The organism is Humidisolicoccus flavus, from assembly GCF_045689595.1.
Classification (GTDB): Bacteria; Actinomycetota; Actinomycetes; order Actinomycetales; family Microbacteriaceae; genus Humidisolicoccus; species Humidisolicoccus flavus.
The window spans coordinates 1,798,471-1,813,920 of sequence record NZ_CP142724.1 but is presented as its reverse complement, the minus strand read 5'-3'; the positions used below and the strand labels follow the sequence as shown (position 1 = coordinate 1,813,920).

Here is a 15,450-nt window from a genome sequence, read left to right as displayed (position 1 = left end):
GGAAAGTGAGGGAGCCTGGGCTACTCCGCACCGTTTTGGCTTCTTGATTGCACCATACGCCGATCGGGCGCACTTGCCAAGACTTTCGCGGAATTTCCTTGAGTTAGTGGGACGAATCAGCTCGCTTCGAAGCAGTTGCGGCGACTTGCGGATGGCGGATTCCCGGGTGGTCCTTCGGGATACAGCGGAAGAGCACGAAGCCACTGACGACGAGGCATGCCAGGACGAGCGGCCAGGTCAAAATGACCCGAGCGGCGGAGAGCGCCAATACCGCGTCGGCGAAGTACAGCGGCAGGAAGACGGCGAGACGGATCACGTACTGGAACACCCACACCCACGAGGCTCGCTGATACGCGCGCAACAGCACCGGGTCTTTCCGCCACGTCGCCTTCGTGCCGATCACTGCACCAAGGATGATGCCGAGGAACGGCCAGCGGATGACGATCGAGACCATCCAGATCAGCGCGCTCGCAGCGTTGGAGAACAGCTGCACGATGAAGAAGTTCCGAGCCTCACCCGTGTAGATCGCAACGAGCGCAGCGACCACGACGGCGAGCATTCCGAGCACGACCGCGCGAGGCTTCTTGCCGCGTCGGAATGCGAGGAAGGCGAGGATCGCGCTCGCGAAGACCGCAACGCCGGCACCCCAGAGCACGTCGTTGCCCGAGAGCAACCAGGCAATGACGAAGACGATGGGTGGCACGCTCGCTTCGATCGCTGCGCGACTCCCGCCGAGCAGGGTGACGAGCGACTCACGCGGAGCGTCCGTGGGAGCGTCCGCTGTGTGTGCACTTGCGACGGGCTGCGAGGCGTGCGCGGAGTCGCTCGACGTCGAGCCGGCCTCATCGGCCGCTCGCGCCTTCGAACTGGCTTGCACGAAATCCTCGTTCATGACTGACCCCTGTTGTCGTTCCTAGACCTACAGTAAGGGCACCCTCAGCTGCGGATCCGGTTGCTTCCGTTCAGTACAGGGAACGCGGCCCCCGACTCTTACGGTGAGACGACGGGCTCGGCGGCGCCTTCGAGCTGCGGCACCGCGAGCGTCAGCGCCTGCAACATGGCACCGTTGTGGGCATACGCGAGCAGGGTTTCTTCGATGATGATCGCCTCTTCTTCAGCGGTGAACCCGGCCGAGTCGAGCTTGAGACGGTATTCGTCTTTGAATGCTCGCGCGTCTGGGATTTCGGTGAAGCGGTAGAAGTTGGTGACCTCGGCGCTGTATTCCTTGGTCAGTGCACGACCGATGAACAGGCCTCCGGAGAGATCGCCGAGGTAGCGCGTGTAGTGGTGCGCAACGAAGCGAGCTGGGTCGGCGGCAGTTTCGGCGATCCGCTCGACATATTCACGAGTCTCGGCGAGAACGACGTCATCTCGAGCACCCAGGTTGCGGAGGTCGGTTTCGAGTGATTCGACGCGATCGAGCACACTCGAGTGGAATCCTGCAGCCTTGCCCGTCTCGTGCAGCGCTGCTGCTGCTTCGAGCGCCCGATAGATCGCGAGGTGCTGCGCGACGAGGATCGCGTAGTTTTCACCGGTGAGTTCGCCACGCATGAGGCGCGAGAAGTATGAGTTCTCTGCTGCGTGATCGTGTTGTTGAGCTGAGGCTTCGCGAAGTCGCGTTGAGAAAGGCGTGGTCACGAAGTAAGGCTACCCTTACTTCGCGATCCAGGACCGTAACAATTGTGTTTCGTGTTCTCAATTGCCGCTAAACGGCAGTGAAAGTACGCCTGGCGCTACTCCTGCGTCTCACTGGCAGGAGGCATCAGCGCCACAACGGCGTGGCGAATGTCAGCGCGCTCCGTGATCGGAATGGGCCACGCGATCGTGTGCGTCTCGGAGCCACTGGGGCGCCGGACCGTGAACGTCAAACCCGACTCGTCGACCGTCGCGAGCATGACCGATTCCGCATCGACTGCGCTCGTGTGCGCGCGCACGATCTGCACATTGTCGTCGTGATGGTCGTCATTCATGTGGTGCACGACCGCGGCGACAATTTCTTCAGTAAAGACAAAACTCATGCTTGATGCTCTCTCGTTCGGGAGATCCGTACTCCGCTTTTCCGCCCTGATCGCCGATTTCGGGAACTCCGCTCGCAGCGCGCGTTGGGGAAGTGTTCACCAGAGGTTTTCCTCCGCGGAGTGGACACTCCGCTCGAAGTTGTTCTCGGGCTGCACTTCCGCAATCATTATGCAGTGCCAGAGTTCGCCATTCTCGTGATCGTGGTCGTCGTTGCACTCGCATTCGACTTCACCAATGGATTCCACGACACCGCAAACGCGATGGCCCCGTCCGTCGCCACAAAAGCCTTGAAGCCGAAGACCGCGGTCGCCCTGAGCGCCGTGCTCAACCTCGTCGGAGCGTTTCTCTCGATCGAGGTCGCCAAAACGGTCGGCTCCGGGATCATCGACCTCACCGACATCACTGGCGAACAACTCATGCTCGTGGTGCTGTGCGGCTTGACCGGCGGCATCACGTGGAACGTGTTCACCTGGCTGCTCGGGATGCCCTCCTCCTCGAGTCATTCGCTCTTCGGCGGACTCATCGGCGCAACCGTCGCCGCACTCGGCGTTGCCGGCGTGCAATGGGGCGGTGTGCTGCAGAAAATCCTCCTCCCAGCGGTGCTCGCACCAGTGATCGCAGGAGTTGTCGCCTTTACCGGCACGTGGCTCGTTCACCGTCTCACGACGAAGATGAGCGAGCAGACCGCAACCCGTGGATTCCGCTGGGGTCAAATTGGCGCAGCCTCTTTGATGTCCCTGGCTCACGGCACCAATGACGCCCAGAAGACGATGGGCGTCATTTTTCTTGCCCTCGTCGCGCACCAGTCGCTCTCGCCGGAAGACGACATCCCGTTCTGGGTGAAGGCAGTCTGCGCCTTCGCGATCGCGGCGGGAACCTACATGGGTGGATGGCGCGTGATCCGCACACTCGGAAAAGGCATCGTCGACATTTCGCCACGACAGGGCATGGCTGCCGACATGTCGAGCGCTTCGATCATCTTGACCTCGAGCCACCTCGGTCTTCCGCTCTCGACAACCCACGTCGCAAGTGGTTCCGTCATCGGCTCGGGCGTCGCTCGCACCGACGCGACCGTTCGCTGGAGCGTCGCCCGCCGCATGCTGCTGGCCTGGTTGATCACCCTGCCCGCGTCGGCACTCGTCGGCGCTGCCTGCCTCTACCTCACGAACCTCTTCACTCCGCTCATGGGCACCATCGTGGTGACGACGATCTTGATCGTCGCCTGCTTCGTGATGTGGCTGCGTTCACGCAAGGATCACGTGGACGCGAGCAACGTCGATGATGACTGGAAGTCGAAGACCGATCACGAACTGCAGGCGGTCGCAGGACCGGTCGCCTCGGTGAGTCGTCCACGCAAGAAGAAAAAGAAGAAGCTCAACAAGAAGAAGCGGAGCCTGTGATGCTGCTGTTCGATCCGCTCGAAACGGTCGTCACGATCTCGCAGGTCCTCGGTGTCGGTCTTCTGCTCGGCGCTGGCGTGCCAGCGATCTTCGCACTCGGAATCCGCTCACTCGACTCGGAGAAGCAGGGCTCGACGCCGGTAGGTATTTCGCTGCTCGCGCTGTGCGTGATCCTTGCGATCAGCGGCGTTCTGCTGATCGTGTTCGGCGACACCTGGTTTGGAATCTAGGGCACGCTCGGGATCGAGCGGCCGCCGGGAACGACCTGCTGAGCGATCGTGCTCGAGCGGCTTCCTGATACGGCCACGCTGCGCAACGAGAAGGGGCACACCATCTGGTGTGCCCCTTCTTCTCGTTCGTGCCGCGGGTTAGGCCGTTGCGCCAGCCGTTGCGAGCGTTGGCGTCGACGACTCTGCACGGTTGACCTCGGGCTCGGACTCGCTCGAGTTCACCTGCACGGAGACCTTGCGCGGCTTCGCCTTCTCGGCGACCGGGATCGCAACCGCGAGCACGCCGTCGGCGTACTTCGCTTCGATCCGCTCGGTGTCGAGTGCGTCGCCGAGAATGAGCTGGCGGCTGAAGGTGCCGCGGTGGCGCTCGTTCATGAGGACCTTGCCGCTGACCGTCCGCTGCGGACGGTTCGCAGTGACCGTGAGGACGTTGCGCTCGACGTCGATGTCAATCGAGTCGCTCGTCACGCCCGGCAGGTCGAACTCTGCGAAGACGGTGTCGCCGTCGCGCCACGAGTCCATGGGAATCGTGGTGTTTCGGGTTGTGCCGCCGAACATCTGCTTTGCGAATTCATCGAAGTTGTTGAGTGCGTCGGTTCGAATGAGCATGGTGTGCCTCCTGGATTCGGTGGGCCGCTGCGCCCACGGTATGTGCGATCTGAAACTGCTCCGAACGCGGCAGACCAGAGTCGGTTCTTTACTGTTCAGTACCGATGATCTGTAACGTTCGATATACATATATTCAAACTTGAGCGAGGTGTTGTCAAGTTCGAAACGAATGAAACGCGTGCGTATCGCTGTGGGCGTACGGGGCACAATAGGAGGCGTGACACAACGTCCTGCAGCGCTCTACACGATCTCCGTCGCGGCCGAGATCTGTGGCACCGGTGTGCAGAACCTGCGCATCTATGAGCAGCGCGGACTCGTCGCACCGGAACGCTCCCCCGGCGGAACACGGAAATACAGTGACGCCGACGTCGCGGCGATTCAGCGGGTCGTCGAACTCCTCGACGAAGGACTCAACCTCGCGGGGATTCGGAAGGTGCTCGCCCTCGAAGCCGAGGTGCGGCGACTCCGTGAGCAGACGCAGGGACACTGAGTCGGTTCTGCATTACCCCGAACGTCAGGGGCGCGAGGCTTGCTCGGACAAAGTGTTGCTGAGTTACCAGATGATGCCGCCACCAACGGAGATACCACCGAAGGTCAGGGCAACGAACACCAGCGCGAACACAGCCCAGCCGATACCGCGACCTGCCGTGTGACGGCTCTTCAAAAGGCCGATGATCGCAAGAATGCCCGCGATGATCGCGAGCCCGCCACCGAGGAAGAACCCGATGAACAGCGGGATCGGCATGAGCACGAGCCCGAGCAGCCCCAGCCAGAACGCAAACACGGCGGTGGGGTTTCTCTTCTTCTGCACGGTGTTCATGCTCTTATTCTCGCAAGGAAACGCCTGAAATCCTCGATGAAATGGAAGATGTTCGCCGACGACGGAAGCGAGCAAGAGCGGCCTGACAGAATAGGTCGCATGGAACACGGTCGCGGCACGCAAGCACTTCGCGGTGCAACTGCTGCGGTGTTCGCAACCTTCGTCGCGTTGATCTCACACGTGCTCGGTGGCGGTGCGGTGCCCGGCGTGCTCGGCCTCGTCGTTCCGCTGCTGATCGCACTCCCGATCTGCCTCGCAGTCGCAAAGAAGGCGAGCCTCCTGCGACTCTCGGTTGCGGTTGGCGCAAGCCAGTTCCTCTTCCACACGCTCTTCATCTTCGGCGCCGCAACACCAGGAGCAATTGCACCGACGCAGGGTCACAGTGGCCACACCGTGACGCCAGACATGCTTGCAGGCTCGGCACTGCCGGAGATGGTCGCGCACGGGGCACATGGTCCGCTCATGTGGCTCGCCCACGCAATCGCCGCGATCATCACGACCGCAGCGCTGCATCGTGCCGACGCGTTGCTCGAAAGCCTGGCAAGCCTCGTGCGCTTCATTGCGCACGCGCTGATGCCGCGGATCGTCTCCGTTCGCGCAGCAACACCCGTCGCCGCATCCCCAATCACCGAGACTCAGCCTCGCGTTTCGGCAGGAGCTCGTGAATACACTCCGCAACAATTGCGCGGACCACCGCGCGGCGGCCTCGACGAGTACCAGTTGGCGGCCTAACCCTCCTTCTCCGCCAACCCGCAATCGCTGTGGTGTGTCCGCGATGCTCCAACGCTGAATCTCAGCGAGGGGCGCGAACGCTGCACCGAACCCTGCTCGTCGAGCGCTTTTTCATCATTTGCATTCGGAAATCAGCGCCCTCGCGCGCGCCTCCACATGATTGAAAGGCTCCGTCGTGGAATCCTCGAATCGACCAGTCCACCGCTTGCTCCCGGCTCGTCTCCTCGCCGTGTTTTCTGGCGTGGCCCTCCTGGCTGCGCTCCAGATCGGAGCGACTCAGCCGGCATCCGCGCACGACGAACTCATCGGCTCGACTCCAACGAGCGGCGAGGTCCTCGAAAGCGCACCCAGCGAGATCACCCTCGAATACTCAGCGAACGTGCTCGAGCTCGGTGCCGCGATGATCGTCGTCGATCAGTCGGATGTCGAGTGGGCGACGAGCGAAGTGGAAGTGAACGGGCCGCTCGTCAGTGCAACCTTCTCTGAGGTGCTCCCCGACGGCCAGTACGACGTTCGCTGGCGAGTCGTCTCCTCTGACGGACACCCGATCAGCGGGGTCGTGCCGTTCCAGGTTGGCGACGGGGCTGCGGCTCCCGTGCCGAGCTCGACAGGGCCCGCTTCAGACGATTCGGGCTCCGAGAATTCGGGCTCAGCGGCACCGACCGCGACCGCGCCCGCAATCACGGAACCGTCCGAGGAGCCGAGCGCCGAAGCCGCGCCCTCCTGGTTGCGGACCGCGCTGTTCATCGGCGGAGGCGCCATTGTCGCGTTTCTGCTGGTGATGCTGCTGCAGCGGCGCACGCGCAAGGACGATCCCGAGCGAGCGACTGAGGCCGTCGAATCGAATGCGAACGATGAACACCACGAAGGAAACTCTTCGAACTAGAAAGTGATGTTCTCAATGAAAATCAACACCAACACCCGCCGCCCCGTTGCAATCGGAATCTCTGCGATTGCAGCATTCGCGCTCCTGACCGGATGCTCCTCCACGAATGACGCGACGAACGAACCATCGACCGAAGCAAGCACCGCAGCCGAGGCGCTCACGATCAGTGACGCCTGGGTGAAAGCGGCAGACGAGGGCATGAGCGCGGCGTTCGGCGTGCTGCACAACGAGAGCGACTCCGAGATCACGATCACGAGCGTCGCCACCGAGGCCTCGCCCATGATCGAACTGCATGAGACCGTGGCCGACGACTCCGGCGCAATGGTGATGCGTGAAGTCGAAGGCGGCTTCGTGATCGGTGCGGGCGCCGAACGCGAACTCGCTCCGGGCGGCGACCACTTCATGCTCATGGGGCTTGCTGAACCGCTGCAGCCCGGCGACTCGGTCGACTTCACCGTCACCATGAGCGACGATTCGACATTCGAGTTCACCGCTGCGGTCAAGGAGTTCGCCGGCGCGAACGAGACCTACGAATCCGAAGATGGCCACGACGGTCATGACGGTCACGACGGTCACGACGGTCACGATGGCCACGGCGGGGACGAGCACTCCGGCGACGACCACGGTGACCACGACCACAGCCACGAAGAAACCGAGTAACGAGTGCGAACACCTCGCGCTCGCGCGCAAACACCCTCGACCGGGATCTCCCGGCGGCAGCTCCTCCTCGGAGGGGCTGCCGCCGGCGTCGGCGCGGGCATCGGTCTCGCCGCAGACGCCTGGGTTCGCTCCAGCGAGCAACCGCAGGCAGCACCGGGCGACGATGCGGCACCGCTCACGGGCCAAGAGACCATCGCGTTCTTTGGAGCGACGCAAGCGGGATTGACGGTTCGACCACAGGCGCACTCCACGTTCGTCGGATTCGACCTCCTGCCCGAAGTCGACGCCGCAGGGCTTCGAAGAATGATGATGATCCTCAGTGACGATGCGGCCCGGCTCACGCAGGGCAACGCTGCGCTGGCCGACTCGGAGCCCGAACTCAGCACCATTCCGGCTCGCCTCACCATCACCTTCGGCTTCGGCCGCGGATTCGTCGAACGCGCGAACCCGAGGGCGACACCCGACTGGCTCGCCCCTCTGCCCGCGTTCACGATCGATCAGCTCGAGGACCGATTCTCGGAAGGCGATCTGCTCATCGAGGTCGCGGCGGACGACCCGCTCACGGTCTCGCACGCCCTCCGGATGCTCACGAAGGACGCGCGGAGTTTTGCGCGCCCCCGGTGGACCCACCGTGGATTCCGTCGAGCGCGCGGTTCTGAGCCGAATAACACGACCATGCGCAACCTCTTCGGGCAGGTCGACGGCACCGTCAATCTCCACCCGGACGACCCCGATTTCGATCGACTCGTCATCATTCGCGACGGCTGGCTCGCGGGCGGCTCGAGCCTCGTGATTCGCAAGATCGCGATGGATCTCAACGAGTGGGACCGACTCGATCGGCCCGGCCGAGAACAGTCGGTCGGGCGGACGCTTGCGAACGGGGCACCGCTGACGGGCACGGTCGAGCACGATGAGCCGGACTTCGACGCGAAATCCCCCATCGGATTTCCTGTGATTCCGGAGTTCTCGCACATTCGGCGGGCGCGATCAGACAACACTGACGAGCGCTTCTACCGTCGCGGGTACAACTACGAGAAGTTCGGTGACGATGGTGACGAGCCGGAATCCGGGCTCATCTTCACGAGCTTCCAGGCCGACGTGCTCGGCCAGTTCGTTCCCATCCAGCGGCGACTCGATGAGCTCGATCTGCTGAACCAGTGGACAATACCGGTGGGGTCCTCCGTCTTCGCGATTCCTCCGGGATGCGAAGAGGGGTCATTCATCGGAGACACACTCCTGCAGTAATGCAGCGAACCCAATGAACAATTTGCTGCACGATTCAACAGAAAGACAGTGATTCTCATGACTGCACCACACGCATCCGTCGTTGCGGCCGAGCGCGCTCAGCGCTCAGTCCTCACCGTTTGGCGCGCATTCGCGACCGCGCTCATCGTGGCCGCGCTCGTGTTCTTCTCGGGAGCTGCCGCGAACGCGCACGACGAAATCATCGGCTCGAACCCGGAACCCAACGAGACGGTGCTGGAAGTGCCGGAGTCGATCACGCTCGAGTACTCGGCGGAGATTCTTGAACTCGGCGCACTCGTCGACGTCGTCGACCCATCGGGCACCGTTTGGAGCGAGGGTGAACCCACGGTCGCGGGTACCGTGCTCACGCAGGTCGTGAACCCGGAGATGCCGAACGGTACCTACGAGATCCAGTGGAAGGTCGTCTCCTCTGACGGCCACCCGATTGAAGGCGTTGTGCCGTTCGTGCTGGCAGCTGCCGTGCCGGAAGAAGAGCCCACGATGACGACCATGGCAGAGCCGAGCGAGGAACCCTCCGCGAGCGCCGAGCCAACGGTTTCGACAGAGCCGAGCGATGACACGGTCACCGGTGAAGCGGAGTCCTCCGGGATCGCGCCATCGGTCATTGCGGCAATCGTTGCCGGACTCGCCGTGCTCGCGATCGGTGCGATCATCATTCGTACAATCCGACGCACGCGCGACAACAACAACGGAACCGGCGGAGCAGACCGCAAGTAGCTGCTGCGCCACCGAACGAACGAAGCCCCGTGAGCATTGCTCACGGGGCTTCGTTGTTGTGCACAGCGAGATACTTCGACTCGACCGCTCAGCCCGTGCCGCGGCTCTCGTTAGCGATGCCGGTTTGCCCTCCTCGGCAACGCGATCAGTGAGAGCGAAGCCGTCAGCGCTGCGACGCCGAGCACGATCCACATCACCGCTGACGTGCCAGAGGCGCCGATGACCATGCCCGCCACAAGGGTTCCGGCACCCACGCCGAGCGTCATGGCACTGACAACCCAGCCGTTCGCCTCGGTCAGCGCGTGCTCCGGGCTGAGCTGCGAGATGCGTTCGAACACTTGCCCGAGCGTTGGCGGGAGCATGAGCCCCGAAATTCCGGCGGCAATCACGTAAGCGAGGGTTGGGAGCGCCGTGATCGCGAGCGGAGGGTAGCCGAGCGCGAGCAGGATGCCGCACACGGTGAGGAGACGTTCGGGAGTCGAGCCGAGAGGCCTGATCCCGACGATTGTCGCGCCGATCAAAGCTCCGACCGCGTTCACCGCGAGGATCCAGCCGGCGAGCCCTGCATCGTTCCGAGCGGACTCGGTGGCGGTCGCAATAATCGTGAGCGCGCCGATAGGAACGCCGATGCCGAACGTGAAGGCGGCAACCCGGGCGACGGCGGGGATGAGGATGGGCGATCGAACGCTCCGTGGGCCACTCGGGTCGTGCGGACGCTCGCGCGAGGCGGCGCGCGGAGCGGGGTTGAGCACGAAGGCAACTGCCCCGATCAGGCCAAGACTTCCCGCGAACAGCAGGTTGCCGATGGGACCGAACAGTGCGATACCGGCGACGGTCAGCAGCGGACCAATGATGAAGATGATCTCTTGTGCGCCAGCATCGAGGCTGAAGGCGGCTTTCAGTTTCGGTCCTGGACTCACGAGCCTTGGCCACAAGGCACGCAGGGCGGGCTCCAACGGCGGGGTGAAGATTCCGGCTGCGGCCGCGAGCGCAACGGCCGCTTCCGGCGCGGGGTCGAGCGTGAGCGCCATGCCGGTGAAGGCCAAGAAACTCAGGACACCGCTGACAGCGAGCACCGGTACCTGGCCGAATCGATCAATGAGCCGGGCAAGCAGTGGCGAGCCGACGGCCCCCGCGCTGACATAGACGGCCGTGATGAGTCCGGCGAACGCGAAGTCTCCGCTCGTCGAGCGGACGAGTTGCACGATGGCGAGCGCAGCCATCGCACCGGGAAGGCGTCCGAGCAGAGATGTGGCGAGCAGATACCCGGCATGGCGGGTGCGAAGCACTGCCACCATTGGGTAGGACGAGCTTGTCATACAAGTGAGTATGACACATGCATATGATCTAATGGAGTCGTGACCACCCTCCTCGGCCCCATCGCTCCACGACCCGGGGTTCCGCTTCGGGTCGAGGTGTACGACCGGATCGCAAGCGCAATTCGTGCGGGCGCCCTGCCACCGGCATCACTGCTTCCCAGCGAGAGCGAAATCGGCGAAGCGATGGAAGTCAGCCGCACGGTGGTGCGCGAAGCGCTGCTGCTCCTCGAGGAAGACGGGCTCCTCCGCTCGCGTCGCGGCATTGGCCGAGTCGTCTCTCCGACACTGCCCGCAGCGGGCTTTGAGCGGCTCCGAGCAGTCGAGCAGGTACTCGCAGACCGGTTCCAAGATCTCTCCGTGCACCGCACCGAAGTGACACTGCAACGAGAATCGGCGACTTTCATCGCCGAAGGGATCGGTATCGCCACCACTTCACCGAGTCTGTTCGTCGAATCAGTGCTCTCCAGCAACGGTGAACCCGTCGCGCTTGTCCAAGAGCACCTTCCCGCGGGAGACCACCTGCATTCCTTCGGCGCACACGTCGAGCAGCTCGTCGAGAACATCGACCCCACGCGCACCTGCCTCGGCGCGCTGACCGCCGAACTCGGACCGGCATTCGGGATCGGCCGCTCCGAACTCACTGCGGGCACTCCCGGAGTCGTCCGAGCAAAACTGCTGCAGGTTCGTCCGACGTCGCCGGTGCTGATCGTGACGCAAACCGTGCACCTCGGCACGAGACCGTTCTACCTCTCCAAAGTGATTCTCCGCCCAGAAGCCGGACCACTGGAAATCAGCCACGCTGCTGGCCGCGGGCACGCGATCGCGTGACCTCGTCGCGCGACCCTGAATGCCGAAGCCTCGCCCCCCCCCCCGGGCACTGGTCGACCGTCTCTCAATCGTGGCCGCTTAGGCCCCTCTGCTCACGGTGCCGCGTTTTCGTGGAGAGGATTGCCCGAACCATCTCCACAGGGGGCGAGCTGTGGCCAAGATGAGCACCGCAAACAGGCTTTGACTGATAACTCCGAAGGGCGAAATCCCGCCGACTGTCGCGAAAACAGTCCAGTTCACTGTGATGTCGGCGATCATCACGGCAATGCCGAGCACGATGCCGGAGCGCCGTCGAAGGATGACAAGCGCAGCCGTGACCGGGCCCAGGATTGTGAGTGTCACCTAGAACAGGCGGACGCCGAGCGGGAAGCCGCTGTAGACGTCCGATCCCCCGACGATCAGATCCACTGCATGCGTGGTCGTTCCGACGAGGAAGCCGATCACCCACATGACCTGAAACACTCGCGCCGCCCGTGCCGATGCGGTGAGAGCGCTCATGCTAGCGACTGCGGTTTGCATCAAATTTGCCTCGAGCGGGCTCGGACTCGCTCCCTGTGTGCGTGTTCCACGACCGCGATGAGGCCTGCAACGCTCCATCCGACGACATCGATTCCGGCCCCGCCCCGATCTCATACGATGAAGCTCATACGATGAATCCATGACCGTTGCCTTCCATGACGCCCCACTTGCCGAGATCTCACCGGTCACGCTGTACAAGATCATGTGGATGCGCGTGCAGGTGTTCGTCGTCGAACAAGCGGCCGCCTACGCCGAACTCGATGGTCGTGACCTCGAACCCGATGCGATCCACTTCTGGGCCGAGGAGGACGGCACGGTTTTGGCCGCACTCCGCCTGCTCGTCGACGAAGATGCGCTGCGGATCGGACGAGTCGCGACCGCCGAAATCGCACGGGGCCGCGGGCTCGGTGCAGACCTCATGCGCCGCGCGGTCGCCAGATGCGAACAGCTCGACCCGAGCGCCGCAATCGTGCTCGACGCGCAGAAGCACCTCGCCGACTGGTACGGACGGTTCGGGTTCGAGATCAGCGGCGCGGAGTTTGCCGAAGACGGGATTCCGCACGTGCCGATGCGTCGCCCCGCTGCCCGCACCTCCGCCACCGCCTGAACCAAGACCGCCCGAACCGCCACCGCCTGAACCAAGACCACCCGAACCGACACCGCCTGAACCAAAGACCGCGATTCCTGGAATGCCGAGTCCTTTCAGGCGTTGCATCTGAGTGAACCCGTCTCCGTGACGTCGCTGTCACGAGCCGTCATATTGTTGAAGAACAACATCGCGAAGCACAGGCTAGAACTCCGACTTCCAATTCCACGCCAGGAGCCTCAATGAGTACATCAGGCGCAGCTCGCCCGCAGGAGCAACCGCAGGACGACAACAGCGAGCCATTGATCGCAGCCGAGGCGGCGCGGAAATCGTTCGATGACCTCGACTCCACGTCGTTCCGCAAGGCATTCCGCAACCACCCCTCCGGTGTTGCGCTCATCACCGCGGACGATGGCAACGGCCCGGTCGCACTGACCGCAAGCTCGGTGTTCTCCGTCAGCCTCGAACCGCCCCTGCTCGTCTTCTCGCTCTCCACGATCTCTTCGAGCGCGCCGACGATCAGGGAAGCCGACACCGTGATCGTGCACCTGCTCGACTCCGAGCACCTCGACCTCGCGAAGCTCGGCGCGACCAGCGGCATCGACCGCTTCGCTGACACTGAAGCGTGGCACCGACTCGAGACGGGCGAGCCGCTCTTCCACGGTGTCGAGAACTGGATCCGCGGGCGCATCATCAACCGGCTCGACGCTGGCGGCTCGACGGTCGTCGTCGTGCACGCGATTGAATCCGGTGATTCCGGACTCGACTCCGAGGAACAGAAGCAGCCGCTCGTCTACCATAACCGCACGTGGCACGAACTGGGCGACCACTCCCGCATCACGGAATAGAGGCGAGACGGATCATGACGAAAGTTGTTGTTCTGCACGACAACCCCGAATGGATTCCACCGTTCGCTCGCGCCTTCGAGGCCGAGGGCGTCGAACTCGAGCCCGTGCTCTTCGACGAGTTCACACTCCCGCTCGATGCGCAGGCCGAACCCGCGATCTACTGGTCGCGACTGAGCGCATCGGCGCACACTCGCGGGCGACCATTCGCGAAGGACGCCGCACGCTCGATCCTCTCCGCGTTGGAGGCGCAGGGCCAGCGAGTCGTCAACGGTTCGCGCGTGGTCGAGCTCGAAGTGAGCAAGGTCAAGCAGCACGCGTTGCTTCGCGCCGCAGGGTTTGACGTCCCGCGAACCACCGCGGTCGTTGGGAAAGCAGGGCTCTCGGCCGCAGCTCGCGAGTTTCCGGCTCCGTTCATCTCGAAGCACAACCAGGGCGGCAAAGGGCTCGGCGTTCGACGGTTCGAGACCCACGAAGAATTCGATGCCTACGTTGCCGGTGACGAGTTCGAAGCACCCATCGACGGCATCACGCTGATCCAGGAACTCCTGATCGGCACCGCACCATTCGTCACTCGCGCAGAATTCATCGGCGGACGATTCGCCTACGCCGTTCGCGTCGATACGAGCCAGGGCGGCTTCGAATTGTGCCCCGCTGAAGCGTGTGCCGTGCCGACGGGCGATGAGGTTCCGCCTCCACTCTTCTCGCTCCGAGAAGAAATCACGGCCGAGTACCCCTTGATCCAGCAGCTCGAACGCTTCCTCGCAGAGGCAGGGGTAGAGATCGCCGGTGTCGAGTTCATCGAGACCATTGACGGCCGCGTTGTGCCCTACGACGTGAACACGAACACGAACTACAGCCCCGACGTCGAAGGCTCACTGCCCGAATCCGCCGCCACGAAAGTCGCCCGGTTCCTGCAGTCGCTCGCTCCGGCTACGGTTGCCGTATGAGATTTGGGTACTGGACACCGATTTTCGGCAGTTGGCTGCGAAACGTCCCAGACCCCGAGCCGGAACAGTTCTCCGACCTCGTCGCGCTCGCACAGAAGGCTGAAGAGGTCGGGTTCGAACTGACGCTCATTCCCGAGTTGCACCTCAACGACATCCGCGGAGTCCACGGCCCTGTTCGCGACGCCTGGGCGGTGACCGCGGCACTGGCAGCGGTGACATCGAAGCTCGAAATCATGACCGCACTTCGACCGAGTTTTCACCCGCCGGAGCTGACCGCGCGCAAACTCACGACGATCCAGGAGATCGCGCAGGGACGCTTGAGCCTCAACATCGTCTCGGCCTGGTGGCAGGAGGAAGCTCGCCAGTTCGGTGCCGAGTTCAAGGCACACGATGACCGCTACGCCGTCACCGAAGAGTACGTCTCGGTGCTGCAGGGGTTATGGCGAGAGAGCCCCTTTACTCACTCGGGGGCGCACTATTCGATCGACGGCACCATTGTCGAGCCGAAGCCGCTTGCGGAGCCCGTCATCTATGCCGGTGGCGAGAGCCCTGCCGGCAGGGCTTCGATCAGCCGCTTCGCCGACGCCTACGTGACGCACGGTGGCACGCCGGAAGAGCTCCGGGTCAAAATCGCCGATCTCACTGCACGTCGCGAAGCTGCCGGCCGCGCTCCGTTCACCGAGTTCGGGATGGCAACCTACGTCATCGTTCGAGACACCGAAGACGAGGCGCAGGCCGAACTCGCTCGGATTACCGATGTCAGCGAGGGCGCCGCCTACGACTCGTACCAGCAGTTCATTCAGAAGTCCTCGCTCGATGTCGCGATCGATCTGAAGGACTACTCGGTGTCGAACCGCGGTCTCCGGCCAAACCTCGTGGGCACGCCGCAGCAGGTCGCGGACCGGATTCGCGAGTTCGAGGACGCCGGTGTCGACCTACTCCTCATTCAGGCGCATCCGATGATCGACGAGGTCGAGCGCATCGGCAACGACGTCATTCCGCTGCTCGGCTGAGCGCTGCACTGCGCTGCACTGCGCTGCACGAGGCCACCGCTTCCCGTTGCG

The 15,450-nt window shown here is 63.4% G+C and carries 20 protein-coding genes; 13 read left to right on the top strand and 7 right to left on the bottom strand.

Annotation, left to right across the window (positions count from 1 at the left end; translation table 11 throughout):
• Positions 1-103: 103 nt before the first annotated feature.
• From U2H20_RS08760 to U2H20_RS08750, 3 genes are all read right to left on the bottom strand, one after another.
• Complete coding sequence (locus tag U2H20_RS08760) at positions 104-892, bottom strand: DUF3159 domain-containing protein (protein WP_430591905.1); 789 nt, start codon at positions 890-892, stop codon at positions 104-106.
• 98 nt (positions 893-990) lie between these two features.
• A complete protein-coding gene (locus U2H20_RS08755) occupies positions 991-1,638 on the bottom strand; it encodes a heme oxygenase (biliverdin-producing) (RefSeq protein WP_430591904.1) in 648 nt (215 codons plus the stop codon).
• Between the two features lie 95 nt (positions 1,639-1,733).
• Positions 1,734-2,018 carry a DUF2470 domain-containing protein gene (locus U2H20_RS08750; RefSeq protein ID WP_430591903.1) on the bottom strand — a complete coding sequence of 95 codons (285 nt, stop codon included), beginning with the start codon at positions 2,016-2,018 and terminating at the stop codon, positions 1,734-1,736.
• A gap of 174 nt (positions 2,019-2,192) precedes the next feature.
• Between U2H20_RS08750 and U2H20_RS08745 the strand changes: the two genes are divergently transcribed.
• Complete coding sequence (locus U2H20_RS08745) at positions 2,193-3,419, top strand: inorganic phosphate transporter (protein ID WP_430593622.1); 1,227 nt, start codon at positions 2,193-2,195, stop codon at positions 3,417-3,419.
• On the top strand, positions 3,416-3,649 hold the full coding sequence (locus tag U2H20_RS08740; protein ID WP_430591902.1) for a hypothetical protein: 234 nt from the start codon (positions 3,416-3,418) through the stop codon (positions 3,647-3,649). Before U2H20_RS08745 ends, U2H20_RS08740 begins: the two co-directional genes overlap by 4 nt.
• Positions 3,650-3,787: 138 nt before the next feature.
• On the opposite strand, the gene U2H20_RS08735 is transcribed toward U2H20_RS08740, so the two are convergent.
• Positions 3,788-4,258, bottom strand: a complete 471-nt coding sequence (locus U2H20_RS08735; protein ID WP_430591901.1) for an Hsp20/alpha crystallin family protein — start codon at positions 4,256-4,258, stop codon at positions 3,788-3,790.
• A 217-nt stretch (positions 4,259-4,475) separates the two neighbouring features.
• On the opposite strand from U2H20_RS08735, the gene U2H20_RS08730 reads away from it, so the two are divergent.
• Positions 4,476-4,748, top strand: a complete 273-nt coding sequence (locus U2H20_RS08730; protein ID WP_430591900.1) for a MerR family transcriptional regulator — start codon at positions 4,476-4,478, stop codon at positions 4,746-4,748.
• A 63-nt stretch (positions 4,749-4,811) separates the two neighbouring features.
• Here the strand turns inward: U2H20_RS08730 and U2H20_RS08725 are convergent, their stop codons facing one another.
• Positions 4,812-5,078, bottom strand: coding sequence for a hypothetical protein (locus U2H20_RS08725; protein WP_430591899.1), 267 nt, complete (start codon positions 5,076-5,078; stop codon positions 4,812-4,814).
• Between the two features lie 99 nt (positions 5,079-5,177).
• Here U2H20_RS08725 and U2H20_RS08720 point away from each other — a divergent pair, with 99 nt between their 5' ends.
• The 5 genes from U2H20_RS08720 (at position 5,178) to U2H20_RS08700 (ending at position 9,339) form a co-directional block, all read left to right on the top strand.
• Complete coding sequence (locus U2H20_RS08720; RefSeq protein ID WP_430591898.1) at positions 5,178-5,810, top strand: hypothetical protein; 633 nt, start codon at positions 5,178-5,180, stop codon at positions 5,808-5,810.
• Between the two features lie 175 nt (positions 5,811-5,985).
• Complete coding sequence (locus U2H20_RS08715; protein ID WP_430591897.1) at positions 5,986-6,696, top strand: copper resistance CopC family protein; 711 nt, start codon at positions 5,986-5,988, stop codon at positions 6,694-6,696.
• Between the two features lie 15 nt (positions 6,697-6,711).
• Positions 6,712-7,356, top strand: coding sequence for a copper chaperone PCu(A)C (locus tag U2H20_RS08710; protein WP_430591896.1), 645 nt, complete (start codon positions 6,712-6,714; stop codon positions 7,354-7,356).
• A gap of 3 nt (positions 7,357-7,359) precedes the next feature.
• On the top strand, positions 7,360-8,601 hold the full coding sequence (locus tag U2H20_RS08705) for a Dyp-type peroxidase (protein WP_430591895.1): 1,242 nt from the start codon (positions 7,360-7,362) through the stop codon (positions 8,599-8,601).
• A gap of 57 nt (positions 8,602-8,658) precedes the next feature.
• Complete coding sequence (locus tag U2H20_RS08700) at positions 8,659-9,339, top strand: copper resistance CopC family protein (protein WP_430591894.1); 681 nt, start codon at positions 8,659-8,661, stop codon at positions 9,337-9,339.
• 110 nt (positions 9,340-9,449) lie between these two features.
• On the opposite strand, the gene U2H20_RS08695 is transcribed toward U2H20_RS08700, so the two are convergent.
• A complete protein-coding gene (locus U2H20_RS08695) occupies positions 9,450-10,658 on the bottom strand; it encodes an MFS transporter (protein ID WP_430591893.1) in 1,209 nt (402 codons plus the stop codon).
• A 39-nt stretch (positions 10,659-10,697) separates the two neighbouring features.
• Here U2H20_RS08695 and U2H20_RS08690 point away from each other — a divergent pair, with 39 nt between their 5' ends.
• The gene (locus U2H20_RS08690; protein WP_430591892.1) at positions 10,698-11,486 is read left to right on the top strand and encodes a GntR family transcriptional regulator; all 789 of its coding nucleotides are present in this window, start codon (positions 10,698-10,700) and stop codon (positions 11,484-11,486) included.
• Positions 11,487-11,828: 342 nt separating this feature from the next.
• Here U2H20_RS08690 and U2H20_RS08685 read toward each other — a convergent pair whose 3' ends face one another.
• Positions 11,829-11,984 carry a hypothetical protein gene (locus U2H20_RS08685; protein WP_430591891.1) on the bottom strand — a complete coding sequence of 52 codons (156 nt, stop codon included), beginning with the start codon at positions 11,982-11,984 and terminating at the stop codon, positions 11,829-11,831.
• 160 nt (positions 11,985-12,144) lie between these two features.
• Here U2H20_RS08685 and U2H20_RS08680 point away from each other — a divergent pair, with 160 nt between their 5' ends.
• The 4 genes from U2H20_RS08680 to U2H20_RS08665 all read left to right on the top strand — a co-directional run bounded on the left by U2H20_RS08680 (position 12,145) and on the right by U2H20_RS08665 (position 15,399).
• A complete protein-coding gene (locus U2H20_RS08680; protein ID WP_430591890.1) occupies positions 12,145-12,612 on the top strand; it encodes a GNAT family N-acetyltransferase in 468 nt (155 codons plus the stop codon).
• A gap of 221 nt (positions 12,613-12,833) precedes the next feature.
• Positions 12,834-13,439, top strand: coding sequence for a flavin reductase family protein (locus U2H20_RS08675; protein ID WP_430591889.1), 606 nt, complete (start codon positions 12,834-12,836; stop codon positions 13,437-13,439).
• Positions 13,440-13,453: 14 nt separating this feature from the next.
• Positions 13,454-14,386: an ATP-grasp domain-containing protein gene (locus U2H20_RS08670; RefSeq protein WP_430591888.1), complete on the top strand. Its 933-nt coding sequence runs from the start codon at positions 13,454-13,456 to the stop codon at positions 14,384-14,386.
• On the top strand, positions 14,383-15,399 hold the full coding sequence (locus U2H20_RS08665; RefSeq protein ID WP_430591887.1) for an LLM class flavin-dependent oxidoreductase: 1,017 nt from the start codon (positions 14,383-14,385) through the stop codon (positions 15,397-15,399). The genes U2H20_RS08670 and U2H20_RS08665 overlap by 4 nt, the downstream gene beginning before the upstream one ends.
• Positions 15,400-15,450 lie beyond the last annotated feature (51 nt).